The sequence below is a fragment of the Streptomyces sp. NPDC026394 genome, assembly GCF_055567735.1.
The window spans coordinates 22,444-46,116 of sequence record NZ_JBVHPX010000002.1 but is presented as its reverse complement, the minus strand read 5'-3'; the positions used below and the strand labels follow the sequence as shown (position 1 = coordinate 46,116).

22 protein-coding genes are annotated in these 23,673 nt (G+C 73.3%); 15 read left to right on the top strand and 7 right to left on the bottom strand.

All coding sequences use genetic code 11. From position 1 onward, the window contains the following. Positions 1-130 precede the first annotated feature (130 nt). The gene (locus ACZ4QV_RS04370; RefSeq protein WP_125056680.1) at positions 131-880 is read left to right on the top strand and encodes a bifunctional DNA primase/polymerase; all 750 of its coding nucleotides are present in this window, start codon (positions 131-133) and stop codon (positions 878-880) included. A gap of 149 nt (positions 881-1,029) precedes the next feature. Here the strand turns inward: ACZ4QV_RS04370 and ACZ4QV_RS04365 are convergent, their stop codons facing one another. The 4 genes from ACZ4QV_RS04365 to ACZ4QV_RS04350 form a co-directional block, all read right to left on the bottom strand. Then, positions 1,030-2,007, bottom strand: coding sequence for an SCO2278 family lipoprotein (locus ACZ4QV_RS04365; RefSeq protein WP_361143374.1), 978 nt, complete (start codon positions 2,005-2,007; stop codon positions 1,030-1,032). A 235-nt stretch (positions 2,008-2,242) separates the two neighbouring features. Further along, entirely contained in the window at positions 2,243-3,097 is an 855-nt protein-coding gene (locus tag ACZ4QV_RS04360) for a heme ABC transporter ATP-binding protein (RefSeq protein WP_361143371.1), read from the bottom strand. Further along, positions 3,094-4,284, bottom strand: a complete 1,191-nt coding sequence (locus ACZ4QV_RS04355) for a FecCD family ABC transporter permease (protein WP_467762568.1) — start codon at positions 4,282-4,284, stop codon at positions 3,094-3,096. Before ACZ4QV_RS04355 ends, ACZ4QV_RS04360 begins: the two co-directional genes overlap by 4 nt. A 1-nt stretch (position 4,285) precedes the next feature. After that, positions 4,286-5,335, bottom strand: coding sequence for a heme/hemin ABC transporter substrate-binding protein (locus ACZ4QV_RS04350; protein WP_361586827.1), 1,050 nt, complete (start codon positions 5,333-5,335; stop codon positions 4,286-4,288). A gap of 139 nt (positions 5,336-5,474) precedes the next feature. Between ACZ4QV_RS04350 and ACZ4QV_RS04345 the strand changes: the two genes are divergently transcribed. The 3 genes from ACZ4QV_RS04345 (at position 5,475) to ACZ4QV_RS04335 (ending at position 9,544) form a co-directional block, all read left to right on the top strand. Further along, on the top strand, positions 5,475-6,944 hold the full coding sequence (locus tag ACZ4QV_RS04345) for an HtaA domain-containing protein (protein WP_361586830.1): 1,470 nt from the start codon (positions 5,475-5,477) through the stop codon (positions 6,942-6,944). Positions 6,945-6,995: 51 nt separating this feature from the next. Beyond that, the gene (locus ACZ4QV_RS04340; RefSeq protein WP_361586833.1) at positions 6,996-8,624 is read left to right on the top strand and encodes an HtaA domain-containing protein; all 1,629 of its coding nucleotides are present in this window, start codon (positions 6,996-6,998) and stop codon (positions 8,622-8,624) included. A 203-nt stretch (positions 8,625-8,827) separates the two neighbouring features. Beyond that, the gene (locus ACZ4QV_RS04335; RefSeq protein ID WP_361586836.1) at positions 8,828-9,544 is read left to right on the top strand and encodes a PhzF family phenazine biosynthesis protein; all 717 of its coding nucleotides are present in this window, start codon (positions 8,828-8,830) and stop codon (positions 9,542-9,544) included. A gap of 49 nt (positions 9,545-9,593) precedes the next feature. On the opposite strand, the gene ACZ4QV_RS04330 is transcribed toward ACZ4QV_RS04335, so the two are convergent. Together ACZ4QV_RS04330 and map are read right to left on the bottom strand one after the other, a co-directional pair. Then, positions 9,594-10,283, bottom strand: coding sequence for a biliverdin-producing heme oxygenase (locus tag ACZ4QV_RS04330; protein WP_361586839.1), 690 nt, complete (start codon positions 10,281-10,283; stop codon positions 9,594-9,596). Between the two features lie 200 nt (positions 10,284-10,483). Next, positions 10,484-11,341, bottom strand: a complete 858-nt coding sequence (gene map, locus ACZ4QV_RS04325) for a type I methionyl aminopeptidase (protein WP_031012085.1) — start codon at positions 11,339-11,341, stop codon at positions 10,484-10,486. 66 nt (positions 11,342-11,407) lie between these two features. Here map and ACZ4QV_RS04320 point away from each other — a divergent pair, with 66 nt between their 5' ends. From ACZ4QV_RS04320 to ACZ4QV_RS04280, 9 genes are all read left to right on the top strand, one after another. Continuing rightward, entirely contained in the window at positions 11,408-11,668 is a 261-nt protein-coding gene (locus tag ACZ4QV_RS04320) for a hypothetical protein (RefSeq protein WP_361586894.1), read from the top strand. 448 nt (positions 11,669-12,116) lie between these two features. Next, on the top strand, positions 12,117-13,274 hold the full coding sequence (locus ACZ4QV_RS04315; RefSeq protein ID WP_361143350.1) for a sialidase family protein: 1,158 nt from the start codon (positions 12,117-12,119) through the stop codon (positions 13,272-13,274). After that, positions 13,271-14,641: an ABC transporter substrate-binding protein gene (locus tag ACZ4QV_RS04310; protein WP_361616231.1), complete on the top strand. Its 1,371-nt coding sequence runs from the start codon at positions 13,271-13,273 to the stop codon at positions 14,639-14,641. The genes ACZ4QV_RS04315 and ACZ4QV_RS04310 overlap by 4 nt, the downstream gene beginning before the upstream one ends. Before the next feature lie 53 nt (positions 14,642-14,694). Next, complete coding sequence (locus ACZ4QV_RS04305) at positions 14,695-15,618, top strand: carbohydrate ABC transporter permease (protein WP_361145190.1); 924 nt, start codon at positions 14,695-14,697, stop codon at positions 15,616-15,618. A gap of 86 nt (positions 15,619-15,704) precedes the next feature. Beyond that, the gene (locus ACZ4QV_RS04300; RefSeq protein ID WP_361145187.1) at positions 15,705-16,547 is read left to right on the top strand and encodes a carbohydrate ABC transporter permease; all 843 of its coding nucleotides are present in this window, start codon (positions 15,705-15,707) and stop codon (positions 16,545-16,547) included. A gap of 13 nt (positions 16,548-16,560) precedes the next feature. Further along, positions 16,561-17,310 (top strand): NADPH-dependent F420 reductase, encoded by a 750-nt coding sequence (gene npdG, locus ACZ4QV_RS04295; protein ID WP_361143344.1) that lies wholly within the window; start codon positions 16,561-16,563, stop codon positions 17,308-17,310. Positions 17,311-17,511: 201 nt separating this feature from the next. Then, on the top strand, positions 17,512-17,817 hold the full coding sequence (locus ACZ4QV_RS04290) for a hypothetical protein (RefSeq protein ID WP_361634880.1): 306 nt from the start codon (positions 17,512-17,514) through the stop codon (positions 17,815-17,817). Between the two features lie 131 nt (positions 17,818-17,948). Continuing rightward, entirely contained in the window at positions 17,949-18,152 is a 204-nt protein-coding gene (locus ACZ4QV_RS04285) for a hypothetical protein (RefSeq protein WP_361143338.1), read from the top strand. A gap of 93 nt (positions 18,153-18,245) precedes the next feature. Further along, positions 18,246-18,725 (top strand): helix-turn-helix domain-containing protein, encoded by a 480-nt coding sequence (locus tag ACZ4QV_RS04280; protein ID WP_361634877.1) that lies wholly within the window; start codon positions 18,246-18,248, stop codon positions 18,723-18,725. Here the strand turns inward: ACZ4QV_RS04280 and ACZ4QV_RS04275 are convergent. Beyond that, positions 18,671-19,459, bottom strand: a complete 789-nt coding sequence (locus ACZ4QV_RS04275) for a site-2 protease family protein (protein ID WP_361586855.1) — start codon at positions 19,457-19,459, stop codon at positions 18,671-18,673. The two genes, ACZ4QV_RS04280 and ACZ4QV_RS04275, sit on opposite strands and share 55 nt — an antisense overlap. Before the next feature lie 144 nt (positions 19,460-19,603). Between ACZ4QV_RS04275 and ACZ4QV_RS04270 the strand changes: the two genes are divergently transcribed. Together ACZ4QV_RS04270 and ACZ4QV_RS04265 are read left to right on the top strand one after the other, a co-directional pair. After that, the gene (locus ACZ4QV_RS04270; RefSeq protein WP_361143326.1) at positions 19,604-20,116 is read left to right on the top strand and encodes a DUF6578 domain-containing protein; all 513 of its coding nucleotides are present in this window, start codon (positions 19,604-19,606) and stop codon (positions 20,114-20,116) included. 29 nt (positions 20,117-20,145) lie between these two features. Further along, entirely contained in the window at positions 20,146-23,649 is a 3,504-nt protein-coding gene (locus ACZ4QV_RS04265; RefSeq protein ID WP_467762567.1) for an AfsR/SARP family transcriptional regulator, read from the top strand. The last annotated feature ends 24 nt before the right edge of the window (positions 23,650-23,673 follow it).

Genomic DNA, 23,673 nt, shown 5'->3' with positions numbered 1-23,673 from the left:
TGGGGTGGAAACCGACCGTATTGGTGGGATTCGCCCGTTCTCCGGTCACCCCGGATCCGCACTCCGGTCACCCGAAGAGGAGGATGGTGGCAGCATTGATCCCAGACCACCGCTCGAAGTGAGGGGATAGATGGAACGCAAGAGCAGGTTCTCCCAGTGGCTTCGCCGGCCGAGGAGCGGTTCGGACGGCGGCGATACGGACACGGGATCGGCGGCCGCGCAAGGCCGCGAGGACCTGCTGCTGGCGGTCGCCGACGCGGGTTTCCCGCTCGCCCCCGCCGCGCATCCCTCCGGCTACGGCTGTTCCTGCGAGCGCATCGGCTGTCCCACGCCCGGGCGGCACCCCGTCTCCTTCGGCTGGCAGACCGTCGCCAGCACCGACCGCGAGAAGGTCGCCGGCTGGGCGCGCGCTTATCCGCAGGCCAATTTCATCACCGCCACCGGCATCGCCCACGACGTGCTGGACGTCCCCGCCGAGGCGGGCCGCAGCGCCCTGGAGCGGCTGGAGGCGGCCGGCATCGAGGTCGGCCCGGTCGCGCTGAGCGGCGCGGCGCTCGGACAGGGCCGGATGCTGTTCTTCACCGCCACCCGCGGCACCCCGGACGACGAGGACGAGTGGTGGCCCTGCGAGCTGGACTGCCATCCGGAGACCATGGACGAGCATCCGGGCCTGCGCTGGCACTGCCGCGGCAGCTACGTCCTCCTGCCGCCCTCCCGCCTGCCCGGTGACCAGCCCGCGGTGTCCTGGCTGCGCGGCCCCGAGCGGCCGGTGCCGGACCCGCTGACGCTGCTGGAGTCGCTCACCGACGCCTGCGCCGCCTACGCGGACCAGCAGCCCGACCACGACCACGAAGCGGCCGCCTGGCCGATCGGCCGCTGACGCCCGTCCCGCGACCGGGTCCGCGGTACGGCCGCCGGACCCGCCGGACCCACGCCCGGCGTCCCGTAACCCGTGCGGTCCAGCTTCCAGCGACGTACGGTCCCGCCTGAAGCGACGCGCAGTCCCGCTTCCGGCGACGCGCGTCCCGCCTACAGCGACTTCGCGGAGGTCTTCGCCTCCAGCCGGTGCAGGACACCGACCTTCCCGGCGGCGCCCGCCGCCGGAACCTTCACCACCTGCTCCGACAGGGTCGTGAAGGTCATCCGGTCGGACGGCTTCGCCGGACCTTCCATGATCCCCTTGAGCTCCGGGCCGATGCTGATCCGCGACCCCGCGGAGACCGTCTTCTGCTGGTGGTAGTAGGTCGAGAAGAAGACCAGCGCCCCGCCGTCCTTGGTGCGCAGCGCGACCGGCGCGTACGGGGACGCCTGGTCCTCGTACTGGATACGGGAGCCCGGCTGCCGCCCCTGCCGCTCGCGCAGCGCCCGCCACCGGTCGGTGTGCGGTCCCGGGGCGAAGGTGTCGCCCTTGCCGGTGTCCAGGTACGCCGCGTACGCCGCGCCCAGCTTGCCCGGCGCGATCTTCAGCCCGGAGTCCTTCGCGTCGGCCGGCACCACCTCGGCGAAGCCGTCCTGGTCCGTCTTGAACTGCGGGATCTCGGCGTCGGCCAGCGAGGACAGATAGCTGGCCTTCCACTTCGCGCCGACCGCGTCCCGGGTGAAGACCAGGAACCACCGCGTGTTGTTGCGGTTGCTGACCGCGTCCGCCAGGAACACCTTCGGCCAGCCCGCCTGCTTGGGCACGGTGAACGTCGGGCTGGTCAGCTTCAGCGGCGGGAACTTGGGGTTGCCCTGCGGACTGATCGCCTGCCCCGCCTTGGTGAGCGCCTGGTCGACGGCGAGCAGCGAGTCCGTCTCGTAGGTCGGGTTCACCTTCGGGTCCAGCTTGGTGTTGGACGTGTTGAAGCCGTCGACGAACTGCTGGAGCGCCGTGGCGGCCTCGTCCTTCGACACCGCCGGCAGCATCTCCCGTTCGCCGTGCACGGTCATGCACCCGCTCAGCGTCAGCAGCGCCGCGCTCGCGGCGGTCAGCGCTACGGGCACCCGGAACGGCGACCTGCGTGTCATGGGGCTCGGGCTCCTTCGGGGCGACCGGGGCCGGGGCGGCCTGGGCGGCCGCCGGGGTGGCGAGATTCGGCGCAACCCTACCGGGGGCGGGGGAGCGGGCGGGCGCGGGGACCGGCAACAGCATCCGCACCGTGACCTGCCGGACGCCCGGCCCCACCGGCCATTAAGGGACGCAACGGCCGTGCCGGGGCGCGGACGGGGGCAGGGGACGGGCCGCGCCGGGGCACCGGCCGGTTCAGGCTTCACGCAAAGGCATGACCAGGGGAACGCCGGTGCGCGGATGCCCGATCACCTCGACCGGCTGCCGGTAGACCCGGCTCAGCAACTCGGCGCCGAAGACCTCGCCGGGCGGGCCCTGCGCGGCGAGCCGCCCGCCGTGCAGCAGGGCCGCCCGGTCCGCGTACGCGGCGGCCAGCCCCAGGTCGTGCAGGACCACCGCCACCGCGGCCCCGGCCGCCGCCCGCTCCCGGCAGAGCCGCAGCACCAGTTCCTGGTGGCGCAGGTCCAGTGCGGCGGTCGGCTCGTCGAGCAGCAGCAGGGGTGCGCGCTGCGCCAGGACACGGGCGAGTGCGACGCGGGCACGTTCGCCGCCGGACAGCGCGGAGAACGGCCGGCCGGCGAAGCCGGTCACCTCGGTCGCTGCCATCGCCTCCGCGACGGCCGCCGCGTCCTCGTCCTCGCCCGGGGTGCCCGCCCAGGGCGCGCGGCCCATCCGTACGACGTCCGCCACCGTGAACGGGAAGGACAGCGCGGCGGACTGTGGCAGGACGGCCCGGCGCAGCGCGAGTTCGGGTGCGGTCCAGGCGGTGGCCGGGCGGCCGTCGATCCGTACCTCGCCGGTGGTGGCGGGCAGGTCGGCGGCGAGCGCGGCCAGCAGCGTGGACTTGCCGGCGCCGTTCGGCCCGACGAGCGCCAGCACCTGGCCGGCGGTCACCTCCAGGCCGATGCCGTCCAGCACCGTACGGCCGCCCAGCCGCACGCCGAGACCGTCGGCCCGCGCGTACGCCGTCCCCGCGGACACGGGGGCGGGGAGCGCCTTGGAGCGCCCGCCGAACCACGTACCGATCACCGGAATCCGGCCCCGGCTCATGCCCAGCCCCCTTGCTTGCGACGGGTCCTGCGCAGCAGCCAGAAGAAGAACGGGCTGCCGAACAGGGCGGTCAGGACACCCAGCGGCAGTTCCGCGGGCTGGGCCACGGTGCGGGCGGCGAGGTCGGCGACGACCAGCACCAGCGCGCCGCCCAGGGCACTGCCCGGAATCAGGAAGCGGTGCCCCGGACCGGCGGCCATCCGCAGCAGGTGCGGCACGAGCAGGCCGACGAAGGAGATGACGCCGGCCACCGCCACGGCCGCCGCAGTGAGCAGCGCGACGACCAGGATCAGCACGACGCGCAGCCGCTCCACGTCGACACCGAGGTGCCGGGCGGGGCGTTCGCCGAGCGCCAGGAGGTCCAGCTTGCGGGCGTAGCAGGGAGCGACGGCCAGCCCGGCGACGGCGCACGGCAGGACCGCCAGCACCTTGGGCCAGACGGCCCCGGACAGCGAACCGAGCTGCCAGAAGGTGATCTGCGAGACCTGCGCGTTGTCCGCGAAGAAGAGGAACAGGCCGATCAGCGCGCCCGCGAAGGCGTTCACCGCGATGCCGGTGAGGATCAGCGTGACGACCTCGGTACGGCCGCCCGAGCGGGACAGCGCGTAGACGACCAGGACGGTCAGCTGACCGGTGGCGAAGGCGCAGGCCGGGACCGTCCACATGCCCAGGAAACCGAGACCCAGCGCGATCGCGCCGACGGCACCGACCGCCGCGCCCGACGAGATGCCGATGACGCCCGGCTCGGCGAGCGGATTGCCGAACACGCCCTGCATCAGGGCGCCCGCGCAGCCGAGCGAAGAGCCGACGAGCAGAGCCAGCACGACGCGCGGCAGCCGCACGTTCCACAGCACGCTCTCGCCGACCCGGTCCAGCTCCGCGCCGCCGAGGTGCAGATGGTGCAGCAGCGAGCCGAGGACGTCGCCGAGCGGGATGCGGTACGCGCCGAGCCCGGCGGAGAGCAGACAGCCGGCCAGCAGCGCGAGGGCGAGGCCGGTGGTCAGGAGGGCGGTGCGGGGGAAGCGGTGCGGGGGTGGCGGTGCGGGGGCGTCCGTTCTTTCGCCGGGCGCCGGGTCCGGGGCCGGGGCCGTACGCGTGCCTGTACCGGTGCCGGCGCCCTTGTCCGTGCCTGCGTCCGCGTCCTTGTCCGCGTCCGCGTCCGTATCCGTCCGGGGGAGTGGCGTCATCTCACTTCCCCTTGGCGTGGATCTGCTGGATCAGGGACCGCAGGACCGCGTCCGTGCGCGGCCCGTAGTTGAGCAGCACACCGTCGTCGACGGAGGCCACCCGCCGGTCCATCCCGGCCGGTGTCTGCGCCACGCCGGGGATCTTCACCAGCCCGTCGATGCCGCCGACGGACTCCAGGCCCTTGGTCATCACCAGGATGACGTCCGGCGCGGCCTTGGCGAGTGCCTCGCTCGTGATCGGTGTGAAGTCCTTCGTCAGGCCCGACTCCTTGCCCGCGTCGATGCCGCCGGCCGCTTCGATCAGCGAGCCGGCACCGGAGCGGGCGCCCCCGATGAGGTAGACGGAGGCGGAGCCGCGCAAGTAGAGGAAGGCCACCCGGGGGCGGTCGGCCGCTTCCGTGCCGCCGTGCGGAATGCTCTTGCGGACGGCCTCGATCCGCTGGTCGGTCCGGGCCTTGAGGGCGTCGCCCGCCGTACGGACGCCGAGGGCCGCCGCGACCGCGTCGATCCGGGTGTCCACGTCGGCGAGCCCCGTCGCGGGCTTGAACGTGACGACCGGGACACCGGCGTCGCGTATCTGGCCGACGGCCTCCGCCGGTCCGGTGGTGGTGTCGGCGAGGACCACGTCGGGTTTGAGCGAGAGCACGCCCTCCGCCGACACGTCGTGCGCGCGCGTCACCACGGGCAGCTTCGTCGCCTGTTCGAAGGTGGCGGTGATGTCGCGTGCGACGACCCGGCCACCGAGCCCGAGGGAGAAGACGATCTCGGAGAGGGAGCCGGTGAGCGGCACGATCCGGTCGGTCTTGCGCACCGTCACGTCATGACCGTCCGCAGACCGTACGGTCGCGGGCAGTTCGGGCCGGGGCGCGGGCCCGGACAGCGGCTCCACACGGTCGGCGGCGGGCCGGGCCGCGGGTTTCGCCGGGGGAGCGGCGGTGTCCGTACCGTCGCCGCAGCCGGCGAGTGCGAGGGCGAACGCCAGGGTGGCGGCGAGTGCCGCGGCGGGGCGTGACAGGCGCCGGCTCCCCTGCTCCCGGAAGGTTGCTGTCACTGTCCCGCCTTTCTGTGTACGTCAGTTGACCGGGTCCGGTGGCGCGGGCGGGGGGCCGGGTGACTCCCGGGGTTCCGCTTCGGTCGCGCTTAGCTTAGGTTAGCCTTACCTTAACCGCTAGATCTCGGAGGGGTCCTCGATGCTGCCGTTCAGACCGGCCCGCGGCCGTACACACGGCCGCGCCCGCGTGCTCGCCGCCGCCTTCCTGACGGCGCTGCTGGGTACGCTGCTCCCCGCGCTGCCTGCGGATCCCGCCCAGGCGGCGGCCCGCACGGTCGCGGGCGGCCGGCTGGACTGGGGCATCAAGTCCTCCTTCCAGTCGTACGTCACCGGGCCCATCGCGCAGGGCAGTTGGACCGTGAACGGCGGCGCCGCGACGGTCGGCGACAGTCGGTTCCGCTTCCACTCCGCCACCGGCAGCTACGACCCGGACAGCGGCGCCCTGACGGCCGGCTTCTCCGGCGGCGTCCACTTCACCGGTCACCGCAAGCCGGACGGCTCGTACGAGATGGACCTGACCATCAGCCGCCCCCGGGTCACCGTCGCCGACGGCCGCGGCACCCTCTTCGCCGACATGACCAGCAAGGAGAAGGGCACCGGCCGCGTCACCACGGCCACCCGGGTACCGCTCGCCACGCTGGAACTCGGCGGCGTCGACACCCGGGGCGGCGGTACGCCCATCGCGCTGACCGACGTCCCCGCGAAGCTGACCGCGCAGGGCGCCCGCGCCTTCGCCGGGTACTACACGGAAGGCACGCGACTCGATCCGGTGAGCCTGTCCGCCGACGTACGCGCGGACGGCGGGCCGAGCCCGGCGCCCGGTCCGGAAGCCTCCGGCGACGGCGACGGTGACGACAACGGCACCGAGGGCGGCGACGCCCGGCGCGGCACCTTCACCGAGGCCGCCGTCGACTGGGGCGTCCGCCGCACCTTCCGCGAGTACGTCACCGGCAACCTCGCCCACGGCAGGTGGCGGCTGTCCGACGGAGCCCAGGACGGCGGCGCGCTCTTCCGCTTCCCGCGCGGCAAGGGCGCGTACGACGCCGGAAAAGGCACCCTGGACGCCGACTTCGTGGGAAAGCTGCACTTCACCGGCGAGAATCTGGACCTGACCCTCACCGCCGTCTCGGTCACGGTGCGGGACGGCCGTGGCACCCTCGCCGCCGACGTCACCCACGACGGCAGGACCACCGAGGGCACTCCGCTGGCCACCTTCGAGGCGAAGCGGCTCACGCCGGAGAAGGGCCTGATCAAGCTCACCGAGGCACCGGCGCGGCTCACCGCCGGCGGCGCGAAGGCGTTCGGCGGCCTGTACCGGGAGGGCACGGACATGGACCCCGTCTCCCTCGCGGTCGCCGTCGACCCGAAGGCCACGCTGCCCGCCCTCCCCGACCTCGGCACCGACCCCAAGGCCGCGGCGGCGGACGGGAAGCAGGCGAAGCAGGCCGCCCCCGAGCAGGCCGCGCCCACCGCGCCCGCCTCGGACGGCGCCACCCGCACCGTCGTCCTCCTCATCTCGGCCGGCGTGCTGCTCGTCGCCGTCGCCGCCTTCCCCGTCCTGCGCGCCCGCCGTCGCCGTACGGCCCCCTCGGCGCCCCCGCAGGACTGATCCACCGCACACCCCCACCGCACCCCCACCCACCAAGGAGAGCCACCGACCATGGCCGCCATACGCCGTCCGCTCGCCCTCGCGGCAGCCGTCGCCACCGCCGCCACCACCGCGGCCCTGTGCCTGCCGTCCTTCGCCGCGGCCGCCCCCGCGACCGGCACGGCAGCGCCGAAGATCCCGCTGAAGAACGGCACGCTCGACTGGGGCGTCAAGGAGTCCTTCCGCAAGTACGTCACGGGCATGGCGCACGGCGGGATCACCACCGCCGACGGCGCGCGGCAGGCGCCGGACAACGGCCCGTTCACCTTCACGAGCGGCAGCGGCACCTACGACATGAGCACCCACGCCGTCGCCACCACCTTCAAGGGCAGCGTCCGCTTCACCTCGAAGGCGCACGGCTTCGACATCGAACTGGCGGACCTGAAGGTCGCCACGAAGGGCACGTCGGGTGCCATCACCGCGGACGTCACGGCGGCGGGCAGGACACAGGACGACGTGTCCCTGGCCTCGCTCGACCTGTCGGCGGTGCGGCCGGGCAGCGGTACGGGCGGCGCGATGACGTTCGCGAAGATCCCGGTGAAGCTGACCGCCAAGGGCGCCGAAGCGTTCAACGGCATGTACAAGGAGGGCCAGGAACTCGACCCGGCCACGCTGACGGTGACCCCGGCGGGCACGCCCGGGAAGCCGGCGCGGCCCGCACCGGGCGGGAACGGCCAGAGCGGCGGGAATGGCCAGGGCAGCGGGAACGGCCAGGGCAGCGGGGACGGCAAGGACGGCAAGAAGGGGGAGCAGGCCGGCGGTAAGCAGGGTGTGCACGCGGGCTCGGGGCCGGACTCGGCTTCGGCTTCGGGCTCGGGCAGCGGTTCCGGCACCGGCTCCTCGGACCGGAAGGCGGTCACCGCCCCCGCCTCGGGCGCCGCCGCGTCCGCTGCCGCCGCCGGCAAGGTGCTCGACGGCACCCTCGACTGGGGCGTCAAGCAGTCCTTCCGCGAATACATCGCCGGCCCCATCGCGCACGGCAAGGCCGAACTCGCGGGCGGCGCCGTCACCTCCGCCGCGGGCTACCGCTTCCCCAAGGGCCACGGTACGTACGACGCCGCCAAGGCCGCCCTGGCCGCCCAGTTCAACGGCTCGGTCCGGTTCACCGGCCACGAGGGTGTCCTGGACCTGAAGTTCAGCAACCTCAAGGTCACGGCGAGCGGCACCAAGGGCACGCTGATCGCGGACGTCTCGGCCAAGGCGCGCGCCACCGGCAAGGTCACCGACACACCGGGCATGGCGGTGGCCGACCTGAAGATTCCCGCCGGCGCCCTCACCGTCAAGAACGGTGTCGTCACCCTCAAGAACGTGCCCGCGACGCTGACCGCCGCAGGGTCCAAGGCGTTCGACGCCATGTACAAGCCCGGCCAGGCCCTCGACCCGGTGACGGCCGCCGTGACGGTCGACCCCAAGGCCCAACTGCCCGCGGACGGCGCCGCGTCCGGCTCCTCGGTCACCGCCGGCGGCTCCGGGAGCGCCGGCGGTGGCTCCGCGAGCTTCAGCAGTGGCAGCGGCGCGGGCGGCTCACTCGCGGCGACCGGCGCCACGGTGCCCAACGGCGCGCTGGCGGGCGTGGCCGGTGCCCTGATCGTCGCGGGCGGCGCCGCCACCTACGCCGTACGCCGCCGCACCGCCCTGTAACCCTCCCTCCGGACCCCACCCCCCCACTTCCCCCGGGCTCCGCACCCCAGGGGCCGCGTCCCCACACCCCACACAGGCGCGCCCCGGGCCCAGGGGCCGGCCGTACCCGCCGCGCATGCCTCCGCGCGGCGGGTACTTCGGCGTGGTGGCGCGCCCGCCCCCCGGTGGCCCGCTACCGCCGCACGCGCGATGGAATAACGGTCATGACAGCGCCAGAGGTTCCCGAACTGCACGTCGTACGCGTCTTCTGCGGCCCGGACGGCTGGGGTGGCAACCCCCTGGGCGTCGTACGGAACGGAGCAGCCGTAGCGGACAGCGCCGCGCGCCAAGCCCTCGCCGCCGGACTCGGCTTCAGCGAGACGGTGTTCGTGGAGGCGCCGGACGCCGATGAAGCTGTGGCCGACGGCGCGGCCGCTGTACGGCTCGACATCCACACCCCCAGCGTGCGGCTGCCCTTCGCCGGGCATCCGCTGGTCGGGACGGCGTGGCTCCTGCGGCACCTCGGGCAGCCGGTGGCCGCGCTGCACCCGCGAGCCGGCGAGGTGCCGGTCACCTACGAGGGGGAGGTCGTCTGGGTGCGCGGGCGGCCGGAGTGGTCCACGGGGCGCCGTACGCAGGAGTACGCGACGGTGGCGGACGTGGAGGCGCTGACCGGGCCGCCGCCCGGGGACGGCCCGCTCTACGTGTGGGCGTGGCAGGACCGCGGCGCGGGCACGGTACGCGCCCGCTTCTTCCCGCGCCGCGGTGACGGCATCGTGGAGGACGAGGCCACCGGTGCGGCGGCGCTCACCCTCACCCATGAACTCGGCCGGGCCCTGGACGTCCGCCAGGGCACCGGCTCCCGCATCCTGACGCGCCCGCACGCGGACGGCACGATCGCGCTGGGCGGCCGTGTCGTGCCCGTACGGACAGCGCCCTGACGGGGGCCGGAACGGGACGGGGACGGGACCCGGGGTCCCGTCCGTCTGCTCACGCGCTCAGCGGGAACTCTTCCCCCAGCTCACGGAAGACCGCCGTGTTGAGCGCGAAGGCGCGCTTGCACTCGTCGACCACCCGCTGCTTCTCCAGGTCGTCCACCGGCAGCGCGTCCAGCAGCTCGCGGTACTCCCGTTTGAAGGCGGCGGGGTTGCTTATGCCTTCGAAGACGTAGAAGCGCACGCCGTCGCCCTTGCGGGCGAAGCCCCAGGTCTTCTCGGCCGTGCCGCGGATGATCTGGCCGCCGGAGAGGTCGCCCAGGTAGCGGGTGTAGTGGTGCGCGACGTAACCGGCGGGCCAGCGGCCGGCGCATTCGGTGACGCGGTCGGCGTACGCGGCGGTGGCCGGCAGCGGCTCCAGGCCCGCGCGCCAGGACGGGCCGCCGAGGTGGGCCAGGTCCCGCTCCAGCTCCGCCGTACGGCTCAGCTCCGGCCGCAGGAACGGCCCGGCGACCGGGTCCCCGGCGAGCGCCTCGGAGGCGCCTTCCAGCGCGCGGTAGACGAACCACAGCTGCTCGGTGTAGCGCCGGTAGGCCGTGACACCGAGTTTGCCGCCGAGCAGGTCGCCCATGAAGGACGAGTTCTCGGCCTCCGCGTGCTGCTCGTGCGACGCGGTGCGGATCAGGGTGGAGAACGGCACCGATGCGGCGGAGTGCGCGGACGGGGTCGAGCTGGGCGCGGCCAAGACGGACCTCCGGGGACCGATGGGGAGCGTACGGGAACAGATTGTGGTTGGTTAGGCTTACCTAAGTCAACCCGTTCCCGACGGCCTGTCGGAAACCTTCCCGACATCATGTCGGTAAAAACCCCGCGACGAAAGCCCCCGCGGCGCGGAAGGCGGAAGCCGCGGGGGCCGGAATGGCGCGGGGGCCGGAACGCCGGGCGCTACGGGAGGGTGAGGATCTCCGCCCCGGTCTCCGTGACGACGAGGGTGTGCTCGAACTGGGCGGTGCGCCTGCGGTCCTTCGTCACCACCGTCCAGCCGTCCTCCCACATGTCGTACTCGTGGGTGCCCAGCGTCAGCATCGGCTCGATGGTGAAGGTCATGCCGGGCTTGATGTCGGTGGTGTGGTGCGGGCTGTCGTAGTGCGGGACGATCAGGCCGGAGTGGAACGACGAGTTGATCCCGTGGCCGGTGAAGTCGCGGACGACGCCGTAGCCGAACCGCTTGGCGTACGACTCGATCACCCGGCCGATGATGTTGATCTGCCGCCCCGGCTTGACCGCCTTGATCGCGCGGTTCAGCGACTCCCGGGTCCGCTCCACCAGGAGCTTGGACTCCTCGTCCACGTCGCCGCACAGGTACGTGGCGTTGTTGTCGCCGTGCACGCCGTTGATGTAGGCGGTCACGTCCAGGTTCACGATGTCGCCGTCCTGGAGGACGGTCGAGTCCGGGATGCCGTGGCAGATGACCTCGTTGACCGAGGAGCACAGGGACTTCGGGAAGCCACGGTAGCCGAGGGTGGAGGGGTAGGCGCCGTGGTCGCACATGAACTCGTGGGCGACCCGGTCCAGTTCGTCGGTGGTCACACCCGGAGCGATCAGCTTGGCGGCCTCCTCCATCGCCTGGGCGGCGATCCGCCCCGCGACGCGCATCCGCTCGATCGTTTCCGCGTCCTGCACCTCCGGGCCCGTATAGGGGGTGGGCGCGGCCTTGCCCACGTACTCGGGACGCGGGACGGAGGCGGGTACGGGGCGGGTGGGGGAGATCGTCCCCGGGACAAGAAGCGACTGGCCAGACATGCCAGCGAGTGTATCCGTGGCCCATCGGGCAGGATGGCGGCACAGGTGTCGCAGACAGGAGACGTGATGGCGCTGTTCAAGAGGCGGACGGCCGGCAAGCCCGGCGAGTGGTACTACTGCCTCAAGCACGGAACGGTCGAAGAAGGCCCCGAGTGCCGCGCCGCCGACCGCTTCGGCCCGTACGCGACGCGCGAGGAGGCGGCCCACGCGATGGAGACCGCCCGCGAACGCAATCTGGAGTGGGAGACCGACCCCCGCTGGCACGAGAAAGGGCACGAGAAGGGGCAGGAGAAGGGGCAGGGCCCGGGGGCGGAAGGGTCCGCCTGACAGGGCAGGGCCGGTCCCGGGCCGGGGCGGACCGGGCGCGCGCCCCGGATCCGGCCTGCCCGCCCACACCGACGTCCGTGCGGACGTCCCGCACCGACGTCCCTACGGACGCGACGGCCGCCACACCGCCCGAGCGGACCTGGCCGAGCCGCGGCCCGACCGAGTACGACAGCAGCTCGATGTCGGCCGGCCGGTCGCGCGGCTCCTTGCGGCCAGGCGTGGCGCGCGCCCTCCCGGATGCCGTGCAGCGACGGCTGCTCGGCGTCGTGCGGAGCGGGGTGGACGCCAGGTGTCCGGAAGGTGGCTTTCCGGTGCTCCGGGCGCCGTGGTGACGCGGTCGGGTGGCGGCCCGCGCCATCCGTGTGCCGCGCCTTGACGGTCAGTTGGGGGCTCCCTATGGTCACGCTGACAGAGGACGTCCTACGTCCGGTCTGCCGGGGGAGGACCCATGGCTCACCAGACTTCCGTTCCGTTCCGTGCCGGGTCCGAGGGTTACGCGAGCTTCCGCATCCCGGCCGTGGTCAGCATCCGCCCCGCAAGCGCCGACGACACCGGCCCCGGCTCTGCCGCCGACCCCGGCTCCGGCACCGACCCCGGCACCCTGCTCGCCTTCGCCGAAGGCCGGGTGCACAGCGCCGCCGACCACGGCGACATCGACATCGTGCTGAAACGCTCCACCGACGGCGGCCGCACCTGGGGTCCGCTCCAGACCGTCGCCCGCAACGGCACGGGCACCGCGGGCAACCCGGCCCCGCTCGTGCTGGACGGCGGCCGGGTCCTGCTGGTGCACGTACGCAGCGCCGCCACGGCCACCGAGGACCGCATCCGCCGCGGCCTGGTGTCCGCCGCCGACGGGCGGCGTGTCTGGGTGCAGCACAGCGACGACGGAGGCGCCGCCTGGAGTCCGCCGCGCGAGATCACGGCGCAGACCAAGCGCGCCAACTGGCGCTGGTACGCCACCACCCCCGGACACGCCCTCCAGCTCCGGCACGGACCGCGCGCCGGCCGTCTGGTCGTCCCGGCCAACCACTCCATCGCCCCCACCGTCTCCGGCGACGACGGCACCGAGGGCCGCTACAACGGCGGCCACGTCCTGCTCAGCGACGACGGCGGCGCGAACTGGCGCATCGGCTACACGGACAGCAACCCCAACGGCTACATCAACGCCAACGAGACGACCGCCGCCGAACTCCCCGACGGCACGCTCTACTTCAACACGCGCAACGACTCCCCGGCCCCCGGCAACCGCGCCGACGCCCACTCCGCCCCCGCGGACGCCGGCGAGCGCCTGATCAGGCCGTTCCGTCCGCAGGCCGGACTGACCGGGCCCGTCGTCGAAGGCAGCGCGCTGCACCTGGGGGAGCCCGACGTGCTGCTCTTCTCCGGCCCCGCCGACCCGGACGCCCGCGCCCTGATGACCGTACGGGCCAGCCGCGACCGCGGCCTGACCTGGCGCCCCGCGCACACCGTCGACGGGCTCCCGGCCGCCTACTGCGACCTCGTACGGATCGACGCCGCGACCGTCGGCCTGCTCTACGAGACGGGCGACTTCAGCGCCTATTCGACGATCACCTTCCGCCGCATCCCCGTGGAGGAGCTGGCATGAGCACCGGTACGTACGACAGCGGCCGGGGGCCGGGCCGGGGGCACGGCCGCCTCCGCCGCCGGGCCCTGCTCGGCGGGGCCGCCGCGGCCGCCGCCGGGTTCACGCCGGCCGGCTGCGGCGACGGCGACGGTGACCAGGCGGCGCCCCAGGAGCGCAAGGAGGGCCAGAAGATCACGCTGTCGTTCTGGTCCTGGGTGCCGGGCATCGACAAGCCGGTGGACCTGTGGAACAGCGAGCACCCTGACGTGCAGGTCGAGGTGGAGACGGTGTCCGCCGTGGACGGCCGCCAGTACGCCAAGATGCACGCCGCCGTCAAAGCCGGGAACCCGCCGGACCTCGCCCAGATCGAGTTCCCCGTCGTCCCCAGCTTCCTGCTCGACAACGCCCTGATGGACCTGTCGGCCCTCGGCGCCGCCCGCTACAAGGACCGCTTCGTGGGCTGGCAGTGGCAGCAGTCGGTGTTCGGCAAGGGCGTCTACGCCGTCCCGCAGGCGTCCGGCCCGATGGGGCTCTTCCTGCGCCAGGACCTCTTCGAGCGGTGGAACATCCAGCTCCCGCAGACCTGGGACGAGTACGAGGAGGCGGCGAAGGCGATCCGCCGGCAGGGCGCCTGGATCGAGACGTTCGCCCCCGCCAACGGCAACCGCTTCGCCGGGCTGGCCTGGCAGGCGGGCGCCGAGTGGTACGCCGCCCAGGGCGACACCTGGACCGTGCACATCGACGACGAGCCCACCCGCAAGGTCGCCGACTACTGGGAGTCGCTGGTCCGGCGCAAGCTCGTCAAGACGATCCCGGACCGGCAGAACGCCTGGTACAAGGACATCCAGACCGGTGCGATCCCGGCCTGGATCGGCGCCAGTTGGGGCGACGCGCTGCTGGCGGGCAACGCGCCCGGCACCAAGGGGAAATGGCGCGCCGCGCCCCTCCCGCAATGGCGGAAGGGCGCCGACGCGCACGCCAACTGGGGCGGTTCGACCACCGCCGTCTTCGCGAAGGCCTCCTACCCCAAGGACGCGCTGGACTTCGCCCTGTGGCTCAACACCGACCCGAAGTCCATCGCGCTGCTGATCGACGGCGGCTACGGCTTCCCGAGTGCGAAGAAGGGCTACGCCACCGCCGACCTCGACGTCCACCGGGACTTCTTCGGCGGGCAGGCGTACAGCAGGATCTTCGCGGACGCGGGCGCGCACGTCGACACCGGCTGGCAGTGGGGGCCGGGCGTGGACACCCTCTACCAGCGGCTCGGCGATGCGTTCACCGAGGCGCTCGACAGCGGCGGCTCGTTCCGCTCCGTGCTCCGCGCCGTACAGGCACAGACCGTCTCCGACCTGCGGGGCAAGGGCCTGAAGGTGGAGAGCGGCGGGTGAGCGGAACCGGCCGGGGCCGGGCCGTCACCGGGAGCGCACAGCGCACGCGTCACATCCGGCTCACCCGGCTCACGCGGACCGAAGCCCGCAACGCCCGCGCCGCGGCCGCCTTCGTCCTGCCCTTCCTCCTCCTCTTCCTCCTCTGCTTCGTCGCCCCGATCGGCTACGCCGTCCACCAGAGCCTGCACCGCACCGAGCGCACCGGCCCGCTCGGCCTCGGCGGCCAGGAGCGCGAGGTCTTCGCGGGCTTCGCCAACTACGCGCACGCGCTCGCCGACGACCGCTTCCTGACCGGATTCGGCCGGGTCCTGCTCTTCGGTGTCGTACAGATACCGCTGATGATCGCCCTGGCGACCGTCCTCGCCCTCCTCCTGGAGAGCGCGAGCGCGCGCGGCATCACGTTCTTCCGCAGTGCGTTCTTCCTGCCGTACGGCGTCCCCGGCGTCATCGCCTCCATCCTGTGGGGCTTCCTGTACGTCCCGGGCATCAGCCCGCTGGTCGAAATCGCCGGATCGCTCGGCTGGGACGTGGACTTCCTCGCCCGCGACACCGTCCTGTGGTCCATCGCCAACATCGTCACCTGGCAGTTCACCGGCTACAACATGCTCGTACTGATCTCCCAGCTCAAAGCCGTACCGGACGAGCTGTACGAGGCGGCGCGCATCGACGGCGCGAACGCCTGGCACCTCGCCCGGCACATCAAGATCCCGCTGATCCGGCCCGCGCTCGTGCTGACCACCGTCTTCAGCATCATCGGCACACTCCAGTTGTTCGCCGAGCCGATGGTGCTCCGGCCCCTCGCCGCCACCATCGACTCCGGCTTCACCCCCAACCTGCACGCCTACAGCGAGGCGTTCGTCAGCAACAACCAGCACGTCGCGGCGGCCGAGGCGGTGCTGCTGGCCCTGGTCGCCTGCGTGCTGTCGTTCGGCTTCCTGCGGCTGGTCGGGCAGCGCGGCGACGGGAGCGACCGGTGAGCCGGGCCGCCGACCGCGACGCCTCCGCACGCGACGCCTCCGTACGGCCGTCCGGACGCCCCGCGCGCCCCTCCGCCGGGAGCGCCATCCGCCCACCCCTCCGCTACCGCGTCATCACCGCCTCACTCCTCACCGTCGCCGCGCTCTACTTCCTCACCCCCGTCTACTGGCTCGTCGTCTCCGCCACCAAGAACAGCGCCGACCTCTTCGGCACCTTCGGCTTCTGGTTCGCCCACCCGCGCCCCCTGGAACACCTCCGGGACGTCCTCACCTACGACCACGGCATCTACGTCCGCTGGTTCACCAACTCGCTCCTGTACGCGGGCGTCGGCGCGCTCGCCGCCACCCTGCTGTCCGCGGCGGCCGGCTACGCGCTCGCCAAGTTCCCGTTCCCGGGCCGCGAAGCCGTCTTCAACCTCGTCCTCGCCGGCGTCCTGATCCCCGGCACCGCCCTCGCTCTCCCCCTCTACTTCCTCTTCAGCTCCATGGGCCTCGCCAACACCTACTGGGCGGTGCTCCTCCCCAGCGTCGTGAGCCCCTTCGGCGTCTACCTCTGCCGGATCTACGCGGCGGCCGCCGTACCCGACGCGCTCCTGGAAGCGGCCCGCATCGACGGCGCGGGCGAGGCCCGTATCTTCGCCGGCCTCGGCCTGCGTCTGATGACCCCGGCCCTGGTCACCGTCTTCCTCTTCCAGTTCGTCCACATCTGGAACAACTACTTCCTGCCGCTGGTCATGCTCTCCGACTCCGACCTGTATCCGATCCAGCTCGGCCTGACGGCCTGGACCGGGTACGCGGACCGCCGGCCGGAGCTGTACCAGTACACGGTGGGCGGCGCGTTCCTGTCCGTACTGCCGCTGATGGTGCTGATGACCGTCCTGCAGCGGTACTGGCGTACGGGGCTCACCGAGGGCAGCGTGAAGGCGTGACAGTATCGCTGTCATGACTACTCCTGACGATGCGCGGACCGGTAACGACGCGCAGCCCGTGAATGTCGCCACCGAAGCCAAGAAGGCGCTCAAAAGGGACCCCTGGGACCTCCCCGATGTGTCCGGCCTCGTCGTCGGCGTCCTCGGCGGCACCGGCGACCAGGGACGCGGCCTGGCTTACCGGCTCGCCCGGGCCGGCCAGAAGGTGATCATCGGCTCGCGCGCCGCGGAGCGCGCCCAGGCCGCCGCCGGTGAACTGGGCCACGGCGTCGAGGGTGCGGACAACGCCGAGTGCGCGCGGCGCAGCGACATCGTCATCGTGGCCGTCCCGTGGGAAGGCCACGCCAAGACCCTCCAGTCCCTCCGCGAAGAGCTGGCCGGCAAACTCGTCGTCGACTGCGTCAACCCGCTCGGCTTCGACAAGAAGGGCGCCTACGCGCTCAAGCCGGAGGAGGGCAGCGCCGCCGAACAGGCCGCGGCCCTGCTCCCCGACTCCCGGGTCACCGCCGCCTTCCACCACCTCTCCGCCGTCCTGCTCCAGGACCCGGAGATCGAAGAGATCGACACCGACGTGATGGTGCTGGGCGAGTCCCGCGCCGACACCGACCAGATCCAGGCCCTGGCCGCCCGCATCCCCGGCATGCGCGGCGTCTTCGCCGGCCGCCTGCGCAACGCGCACCAGGTGGAGTCCCTGGTCGCCAACCTGATCTCCACCAACCGGCGCTACAAGGCCCACGCGGGGCTGCGGCTCACGGACGTGTAACCACGGGCCGGGCCGGCCTGCCGACGCTCCTCCCTTGCCCGTATTCAGCGCTCTTCGATATCCTGCAAGGCTGTCCACTTCCGTGGAGGGCATGGCGCCCGGTACGGCGGGCGAGGGAAGGAGCGTGATCCATGCGGTGGTTGCCCCGGCCGCCCGCCCGGACAGTCCGGAGCACGGGCGGCGGGTTCCGGAAGGAACGCGATGTCCCGTACGGACAAGACGAAACCCCTGTGGATACGCCACGCGGAACACGGCCCCCGCCCGGTCCACGACCACCGCCACGGCCCCTGCGACCTGCCGCCGCGCCCGACGCGGAAGCCCGCGGACACCCGCTGCCGGTGGGAACACCCCGGCATGATCCTGCTCGGCTCCACCTGCTGCGCGGGCTGCCACAAGCGCGGCTGCGTCAAGGAGTGGCAGCGGTACGTCAGGACCGGCAACCGCAAGCAGCGCCACGCGGCGCGACGCGAGGCGCGCCGTCACGTCACCGGAGCGGACGGCGACTGACCCGCCCGGCCCGGGGCGGCCCCGGCGGGCCGCCCCCTCCGGCCCGGCCGTCCGGCCCGGACACCGGTCGCCGGGGCCCATGGTGGACACTGGAGGAAAACCCCATACCCCCACGCACAGGAGCCGACCCCATGCCCCGCCTCGCCGTCTTCGCCCTCGTCGTCTGCGCCCTCGCCGTCGCCGCGGCCGTCGTCTCGTTCGTCCAGGGCAGCTGGCTCGGCATCGTGTGGATCCTGATGGCGGGCATCTCCAGCAACATGGCGTGGTTCTACGTCCGCAAGGCGAAGATGGACCGCGAGCGACGCGAGGGGGCGGCGGCCTCGGTGGCCGGCTGAGGGCCTGCCGGGCTCCGGCCCCGTCGTCGCGGGATCTCGCGGGACCCGGCGCCCGCGAGAGCCCCTACCCTGATGCCGGAGGTAGGTGATGCCATGTCTCCGGAGATCTCGTCCAACCTCCGCAAACACCGCCGTCGCCTGGGGTGGAGCCAGGAGCGACTGGCCGAGGCGGCCGGGGTGTCCCCCGGCGCCGTACGCAAGCTGGAGCAGGGCGGCGTGGCCCGCGTCGAAACTCTGGCGCAGCTCGCGGCAGCCCTGGATGTCGAAACGGCGATGCTGTTCGCGCCGCCTGCCAGCCCGGAACCCATACGGGACGACGGTCCCAGCCGCCAGCAGTTGCTGGATCTCCGCCGCCATCTGTTGCCGCCCGTCGGGCTCGTCGACATGACCGGGCCGCCCGAGGAAGAGGTGCCCCGCGGCCCGCTGCTCCAGGACATCGAGGAAGCACACGCGCTCTACCAAGCCGACCGCTACGACTCGGTCGCGCGGCGGCTGCCCGGCATCCTCTCCGCCGCCCCTTACGGCACCTGCGGCTCCCCCTGCCAGAAGCGGAACAGTTGCTGGCCGAAGTAGGTGTCCCAGTTGGTGATGCCGAGGGTGCGCAGGATGGCGTCGACCGCGTCGAAGAAGACGGCGTTGACGCCGGGGATCCACAGGAGGCCGAAGACGGCGAGCAGGCCGAACGGGGCGATGGGCTCGACCTGGCGGCGGATCTTGTAGGAGAGCCAGGGCTCGATGACGCCGTAGCCGTCCAGGCCGGGGACCGGGACGAAGTTGAGGATGGCGGCGGTGACCTGGAGGAGGGCCAGGAAGGCGAGGGCGAAGCGGAACTGCGCGGGGACGCCGTCCATGGCGCCCAGCCAGAAGGGGGCCGAGACGACGGCCGCGAAGAGGATGTTCGTGAGGGGGCCGGCCGCCGAGATCAGGCTGTGCCGCCAGCGGCCCCGGATACGGCCGCGCTCGATGAAGACCGCGCCGCCCGGCAGGCCGATGCCGCCCATGATCACGAAGATCACCGGCAGCACGATGCTGAGCAGCGCGTGGGTGTACTTGAGGGGGTTGAGGGTGAGGTACCCCTTGGCGCCGATGGAGATGTCGCCGCTGTGCAGCGCCGTGCGGGCGTGCGCGTACTCGTGCAGGCAGAGCGAGACGATCCAGCCGGAGACCACGAAGAGGAAGACGGCGAAGCCGGGGCTCGCCGCGAGGCGTCCCGTCCAGACGGCCCATCCCGACACCGCCATGACGGCGACGAGCGCGAGGAAGACCGGGCTGACGCGGCGGTCGGTGCGCTGGGCTGATGTGGTCATGGTGGAGGGCTCCTGGGTGTTGCCGTGGGGCTCGGTGTCGGTGTGCGGTGCCGTTACGGGCAGCCATGACCGTATCCGCGGGCGGGGCGGCCGTGCACGGAAAACGACGGGCGGCGGGCGGGAGGTTCCGGGCAGTCTGGGCCCATGACGGATACGGGCGCGGTACGGACGGTACGGGTGTTCCACCGCGACTGGGAGATGGAGTGCTGCGGCACGCCGTTCTCGGTGGGGGACGAGGTCGCGTGGCCGCTGGTCTTCGAAAGCGTCCCGGCGGCGGACGCGGCGGTCTGGGCGGACTGCCTGGACGAGCGGGGACTGCTGCGGGTGGCCACGCTGCACGGTGGGTCGCCGGAGATCGGCCCCGGGACGCCGCGGCTGGCGGGGCGTGTCCGGTCGATACACGTGGCGATCGTGGGGTACCGGGCCGCTGAGCCGGTGCCCGGTGAACGGTGGCTGCGTCCGGTCGAGCGTTGCCCGAAGTGGTTCTCCGACCGGGTACCGGACGGGGTGGGCCATCGGGGCCGCGGGGACGGTACGGGGCCGGGTGGTGGGTCGGGCGGCGTGGGCAGGGCGGGCCGCGGCCAGGGGGCTTATCGCCGGGTCGAGCGCGGCGTCGTCGTCGAGGTCGAGGTGGCGTGTGCGGAGCGCGGCGCGTGAAGCCGCCGCCCGTACAGGACAATGGGGCGGTGCGCTACGGAATCCTCGGCACGGCCCAGGCCCATCGGAGCGACGGTACGCCCGTCGCGCTCGGTGGCTCGCGCCTGCGCGCACTGCTCACGGCGCTCGCGCTGCGGCCCGGCCGGGCGCTCGCCGCCGACCTGCTGATCGCGGACGTCTGGGGCCCGGAGCCGCCCGCCGACGCGACCGGCGCGTTGCAGGCCCTGATCGCGCGGCTGCGCCGGTCCGTGGGCCGGGAAGCGATCGCCTCCGTGCACGGCGGGTACCGGCTGTGCGCCGATCCGTGCGACGTGGATCTGCACCGTTTCGAGGAGCTCGCCGCCGAGGGGGCGCAGGCCCTGGCCGACGCCGATCCGGTCAAGGCCGCCGCGCTGCTCGACGACGCCCTCGCGCTCTGGCGCGGCCCGGCGCTGGCCGACCTCCCGGAGGCGGCGGGCGAGGCGGCGCGCGCCGAGCGCGGCCACCTGGACGCCCGCCGTACCCGGCTCGCCGCGGAGGTCGCCCTCGGGCGGCCCGGCCAGGCCCTGCCCGCGCTGACGGCCCTGTGCGCGGACCACCCACTGGACGAGCCGCTCCAGGCCCTGCGCCTGCGCGCCTTGCGGGCCGCGGGCCGTACGGCGGAGGCGCTCGACGCGTACGCCTCGGTGCGGGCCGCCATCGCCGACCGGCTGGGCGTCGAGCCCGGCCTCGAACTGCGGGACCTGCATGGGGAGTTGCTGCGGGTGGCAGGGGGTTCCGCGGGGCGGGCGGAGGTGGCGGAGGCGGGCGGGCCGGCTTCGAGCATGCTGGCTTCAGGCGTGCCGGCTTCGGGGGCCGACGGCGGATGGTCCGGCCGGCGGGGTGCGGAGACGGCCGTGAGTCCGTCGGCGGGGACCGGAGCCCGTCACGGGGTCGGCGCCCGCAAGGGAGTCGGTGCACGGCCGGGCAACCTGCGGTCACGGCCGACCTCCTTCGTGGGCCGGGAGGACGACCTGGCCGCGATCCGCGCCGACCTGGCCGCCCACCGCCTGGTGACCCTGCTGGGCCCCGGCGGTGCCGGCAAGACACGGCTCTCGCAGGAGAGCGCCGAGGCAGCGGCGGCCGCGGCACCGGACGCCTGGCCGGACGGGGTGTGGTTCGCGGAACTGGCGCCCGTGGACGACCCGCAGACCGTCCCGGAAGCGGTGCTCACCGCGCTCGGGGCGCGCGAGACCGTGCTGCGCGGTACCACCGCCGAGGAACTGCGCGCCGCCGCCGACCGGTCCGGGTCCGACCCGATGGCCCAGCTCGCCGAGTTCTGCGAGAACCGGCGGATGCTCCTGGTCATCGACAACTGCGAGCATGTGATCGGCGCCGCCGCCGCTCTGGCCGACCGGCTGCTGGCCGAATGCCCCGGCGTGACGGTGCTGGCCACCAGCCGGGAGCCGCTGGCCGTGCCGGGGGAGGCGGTACGGCCGGTGGAACCGCTGCCCGACCCGATCGCGCTGCGGCTGCTGGCCGATCGGGGAGCCGCCGCGCGGCCCGGGTTCCGCGTCGAGGACGACCCGGTCGCCTGCGCCGAGATCTGCCGGCGCCTCGACGGGCTGCCGCTCGCCATCGAACTGGCCGCCGCCCGGCTGCGGTTGCTCGGCCCGCGCCAGCTTGCCGACCGGCTGGACGACCGGTTCCGGCTGCTGACCAGCGGGAGCCGCACCGTACTGCCCAGGCAGCAGACGCTGCGCGCGGTGGTGGACTGGTCCTGGGACCTGCTCGACGACGCCGAACGGGCTGTGCTGCGCCGGCTGTCGGTCTTCTCCGGCGGCTGTGACCTGGTCGTCGCGGAGGAGGTCTGCGGGGACGGGCCGGAGGGGGCGTACGGGCCGGACGGGCCGGCGGGCTCCCGGACACGGGTGGCGCCCCGCGACGTGGCCGTCCTGCTCGGTTCGCTGATCGACAAGTCGCTGGTGGTCACGGCCCAGGACGGTGACGGGCGGATGCGCTACCGGCTGCTGGAGACCGTCTCGGAGTACGCCGGTGAGCGCCTGGACGAGGCCGGGGAGCGGCCCGCGACCGAACGGCGGCACCTGGTCACCTATCGCGAACTCGCCCGTAACGCCGACCCGTTGCTGCGCGGCCCCGAGCAGTGCGCCTGGCTGGACCGGCTGGAACTGGAACACGACAACCTGCGCACCGCGCTGCGCCGGGCCGTCACCGCCCACGACGAGCACGAAGCCCTGTGCCTCGTGCTCTCGCTCCAGTGGTTCTGGACGCTGCGCGATCACCGCGCCGACGCCCGCGCCTGGTCGACCGCGGTGGCGGCCCTCGGCCCCGACCCCTTCGCGCTGCCCGTCGAACCGGCGCCCGTCCTGCACGCCCGGCCCATCGACGCACCGCCGCCGATGGACCCCGAGCAGTTGAAGGAGGCGCGCCGCGAGGTCCGGCTGGTCGGGCTGGCCAGCGTCGAGAGCGACATAGAGGTGCTGCGCAAGCAGGAACGGCGGGACGAACTGACCGGCATCCTGGCCTCCTACCGCAGCGGCATGCCGCAGACCTGCAAGCTGCCGGGCGTGATGTGGTACTACGCGGTGATGCTGACGGGGCGATTCGACGACCTCGTACAGATGACGGAGGACGCGGTACGCGCCTGCCGGGAGTACGGCTACGTGTGGGAGCTGGCCTACGTCCTCCAGCTCCGTTCCAAGATCTTCAACGACCGGCAGGGCGGCCTGTCCCAGGCCCGCAGGGACGCCGACGAGTCCCTGGACATCTTCGTACGGCTCGGGGACGCGTGGGGCGCGGCGGAGGCCATCGCGGGGCGCGGCGAGTCGCGCGAGGGGCGCGGCGAGTACGCGCTCGCCGCCGAGGACTACCGGGCGGCCATCCGCTACGCCGAGGAACTCGGGGCGCGCAGCCAGGTTCTGCTGCTCCAGACCCGGCTGGGCAGCGTGCTGATCGAGGCCGACGACGAAGCGACCGGCGAGCGCCTGCTGTACGAGGTGCTGGAGCTGGCGAAGGAGCAGAACAGCGGCCGGGACGCGGTGTCGTTCGCCCATCTGACGCTCGCGATGCACCTGACGTGCGCCGGCCGCCTCCAGGAAGCGCGCGGTCACCTGGACGAGGTGCGCAAGGCGTTCGGCCAGCGAGGGCCGGAGCTGTTCAAGGGCGTGCTCACCATGTCCCTGGTCGCCCTGGACATCGAGGAGGGGAAGTACGCCGCCGACATGCTGCCCAGGATCCGGTCGGCCCTGGAGCTGTTCCAAGGCGAACTGACGCAGATCGTCGCCCCCGACCTGCCGGTGATCCAGCTCCTGACCGGGGCGCGGGCGCTGCTGGGCGTACGGGGCGCGGCGGTCGGCGGACCGGACGCGGCGCGGCTGATCGGCGCGTACGACACGCTCCGCTCCCGCTCGCACCGGCCGCAGCGGGTCCTCCGGAAGAACCGGGCGGCGGCCGAGGCGGAGGCGCGCGCGGCGCTCGGCGACGACGCCGCCTACGACCGGGCGTACGCCGAAGGCGGCGGCCTCTCGCTCGAAGAAGCCACCGCCCTCATCTGACGCGAGCCGGGCGAAGGTGACGCG

What these genes read in the sequence shown, in the direction of transcription:
- ACZ4QV_RS04370 (WP_125056680.1), top strand. Translation starts at nt 131, where the DNA reads ATGGAACGCAAGAGCAGGTTCTCCCAGTGGCTTCGCCGGCCGAGGAGC.
- ACZ4QV_RS04365 (WP_361143374.1), bottom strand. Translation starts at nt 2,007, where the DNA reads ATGACACGCAGGTCGCCGTTCCGGGTGCCCGTAGCGCTGACCGCCGCG.
- ACZ4QV_RS04360 (WP_361143371.1), bottom strand. Translation starts at nt 3,097, where the DNA reads ATGAGCCGGGGCCGGATTCCGGTGATCGGTACGTGGTTCGGCGGGCGC.
- ACZ4QV_RS04355 (WP_467762568.1), bottom strand. Translation starts at nt 4,284, where the DNA reads ATGACGCCACTCCCCCGGACGGATACGGACGCGGACGCGGACAAGGAC.
- ACZ4QV_RS04345 (WP_361586830.1), top strand. Translation starts at nt 5,475, where the DNA reads ATGCTGCCGTTCAGACCGGCCCGCGGCCGTACACACGGCCGCGCCCGC.
- ACZ4QV_RS04340 (WP_361586833.1), top strand. Translation starts at nt 6,996, where the DNA reads ATGGCCGCCATACGCCGTCCGCTCGCCCTCGCGGCAGCCGTCGCCACC.
- ACZ4QV_RS04335 (WP_361586836.1), top strand. Translation starts at nt 8,828, where the DNA reads ATGACAGCGCCAGAGGTTCCCGAACTGCACGTCGTACGCGTCTTCTGC.
- map (WP_031012085.1), bottom strand. Translation starts at nt 11,341, where the DNA reads ATGTCTGGCCAGTCGCTTCTTGTCCCGGGGACGATCTCCCCCACCCGC.
- ACZ4QV_RS04320 (WP_361586894.1), top strand. Translation starts at nt 11,408, where the DNA reads ATGGCGCTGTTCAAGAGGCGGACGGCCGGCAAGCCCGGCGAGTGGTAC.
- ACZ4QV_RS04315 (WP_361143350.1), top strand. Translation starts at nt 12,117, where the DNA reads ATGGCTCACCAGACTTCCGTTCCGTTCCGTGCCGGGTCCGAGGGTTAC.
- ACZ4QV_RS04310 (WP_361616231.1), top strand. Translation starts at nt 13,271, where the DNA reads ATGAGCACCGGTACGTACGACAGCGGCCGGGGGCCGGGCCGGGGGCAC.
- npdG (WP_361143344.1), top strand. Translation starts at nt 16,561, where the DNA reads ATGACTACTCCTGACGATGCGCGGACCGGTAACGACGCGCAGCCCGTG.
- ACZ4QV_RS04290 (WP_361634880.1), top strand. Translation starts at nt 17,512, where the DNA reads ATGTCCCGTACGGACAAGACGAAACCCCTGTGGATACGCCACGCGGAA.
- ACZ4QV_RS04285 (WP_361143338.1), top strand. Translation starts at nt 17,949, where the DNA reads ATGCCCCGCCTCGCCGTCTTCGCCCTCGTCGTCTGCGCCCTCGCCGTC.
- ACZ4QV_RS04280 (WP_361634877.1), top strand. Translation starts at nt 18,246, where the DNA reads ATGTCTCCGGAGATCTCGTCCAACCTCCGCAAACACCGCCGTCGCCTG.
- ACZ4QV_RS04275 (WP_361586855.1), bottom strand. Translation starts at nt 19,459, where the DNA reads ATGACCACATCAGCCCAGCGCACCGACCGCCGCGTCAGCCCGGTCTTC.
- ACZ4QV_RS04270 (WP_361143326.1), top strand. Translation starts at nt 19,604, where the DNA reads ATGACGGATACGGGCGCGGTACGGACGGTACGGGTGTTCCACCGCGAC.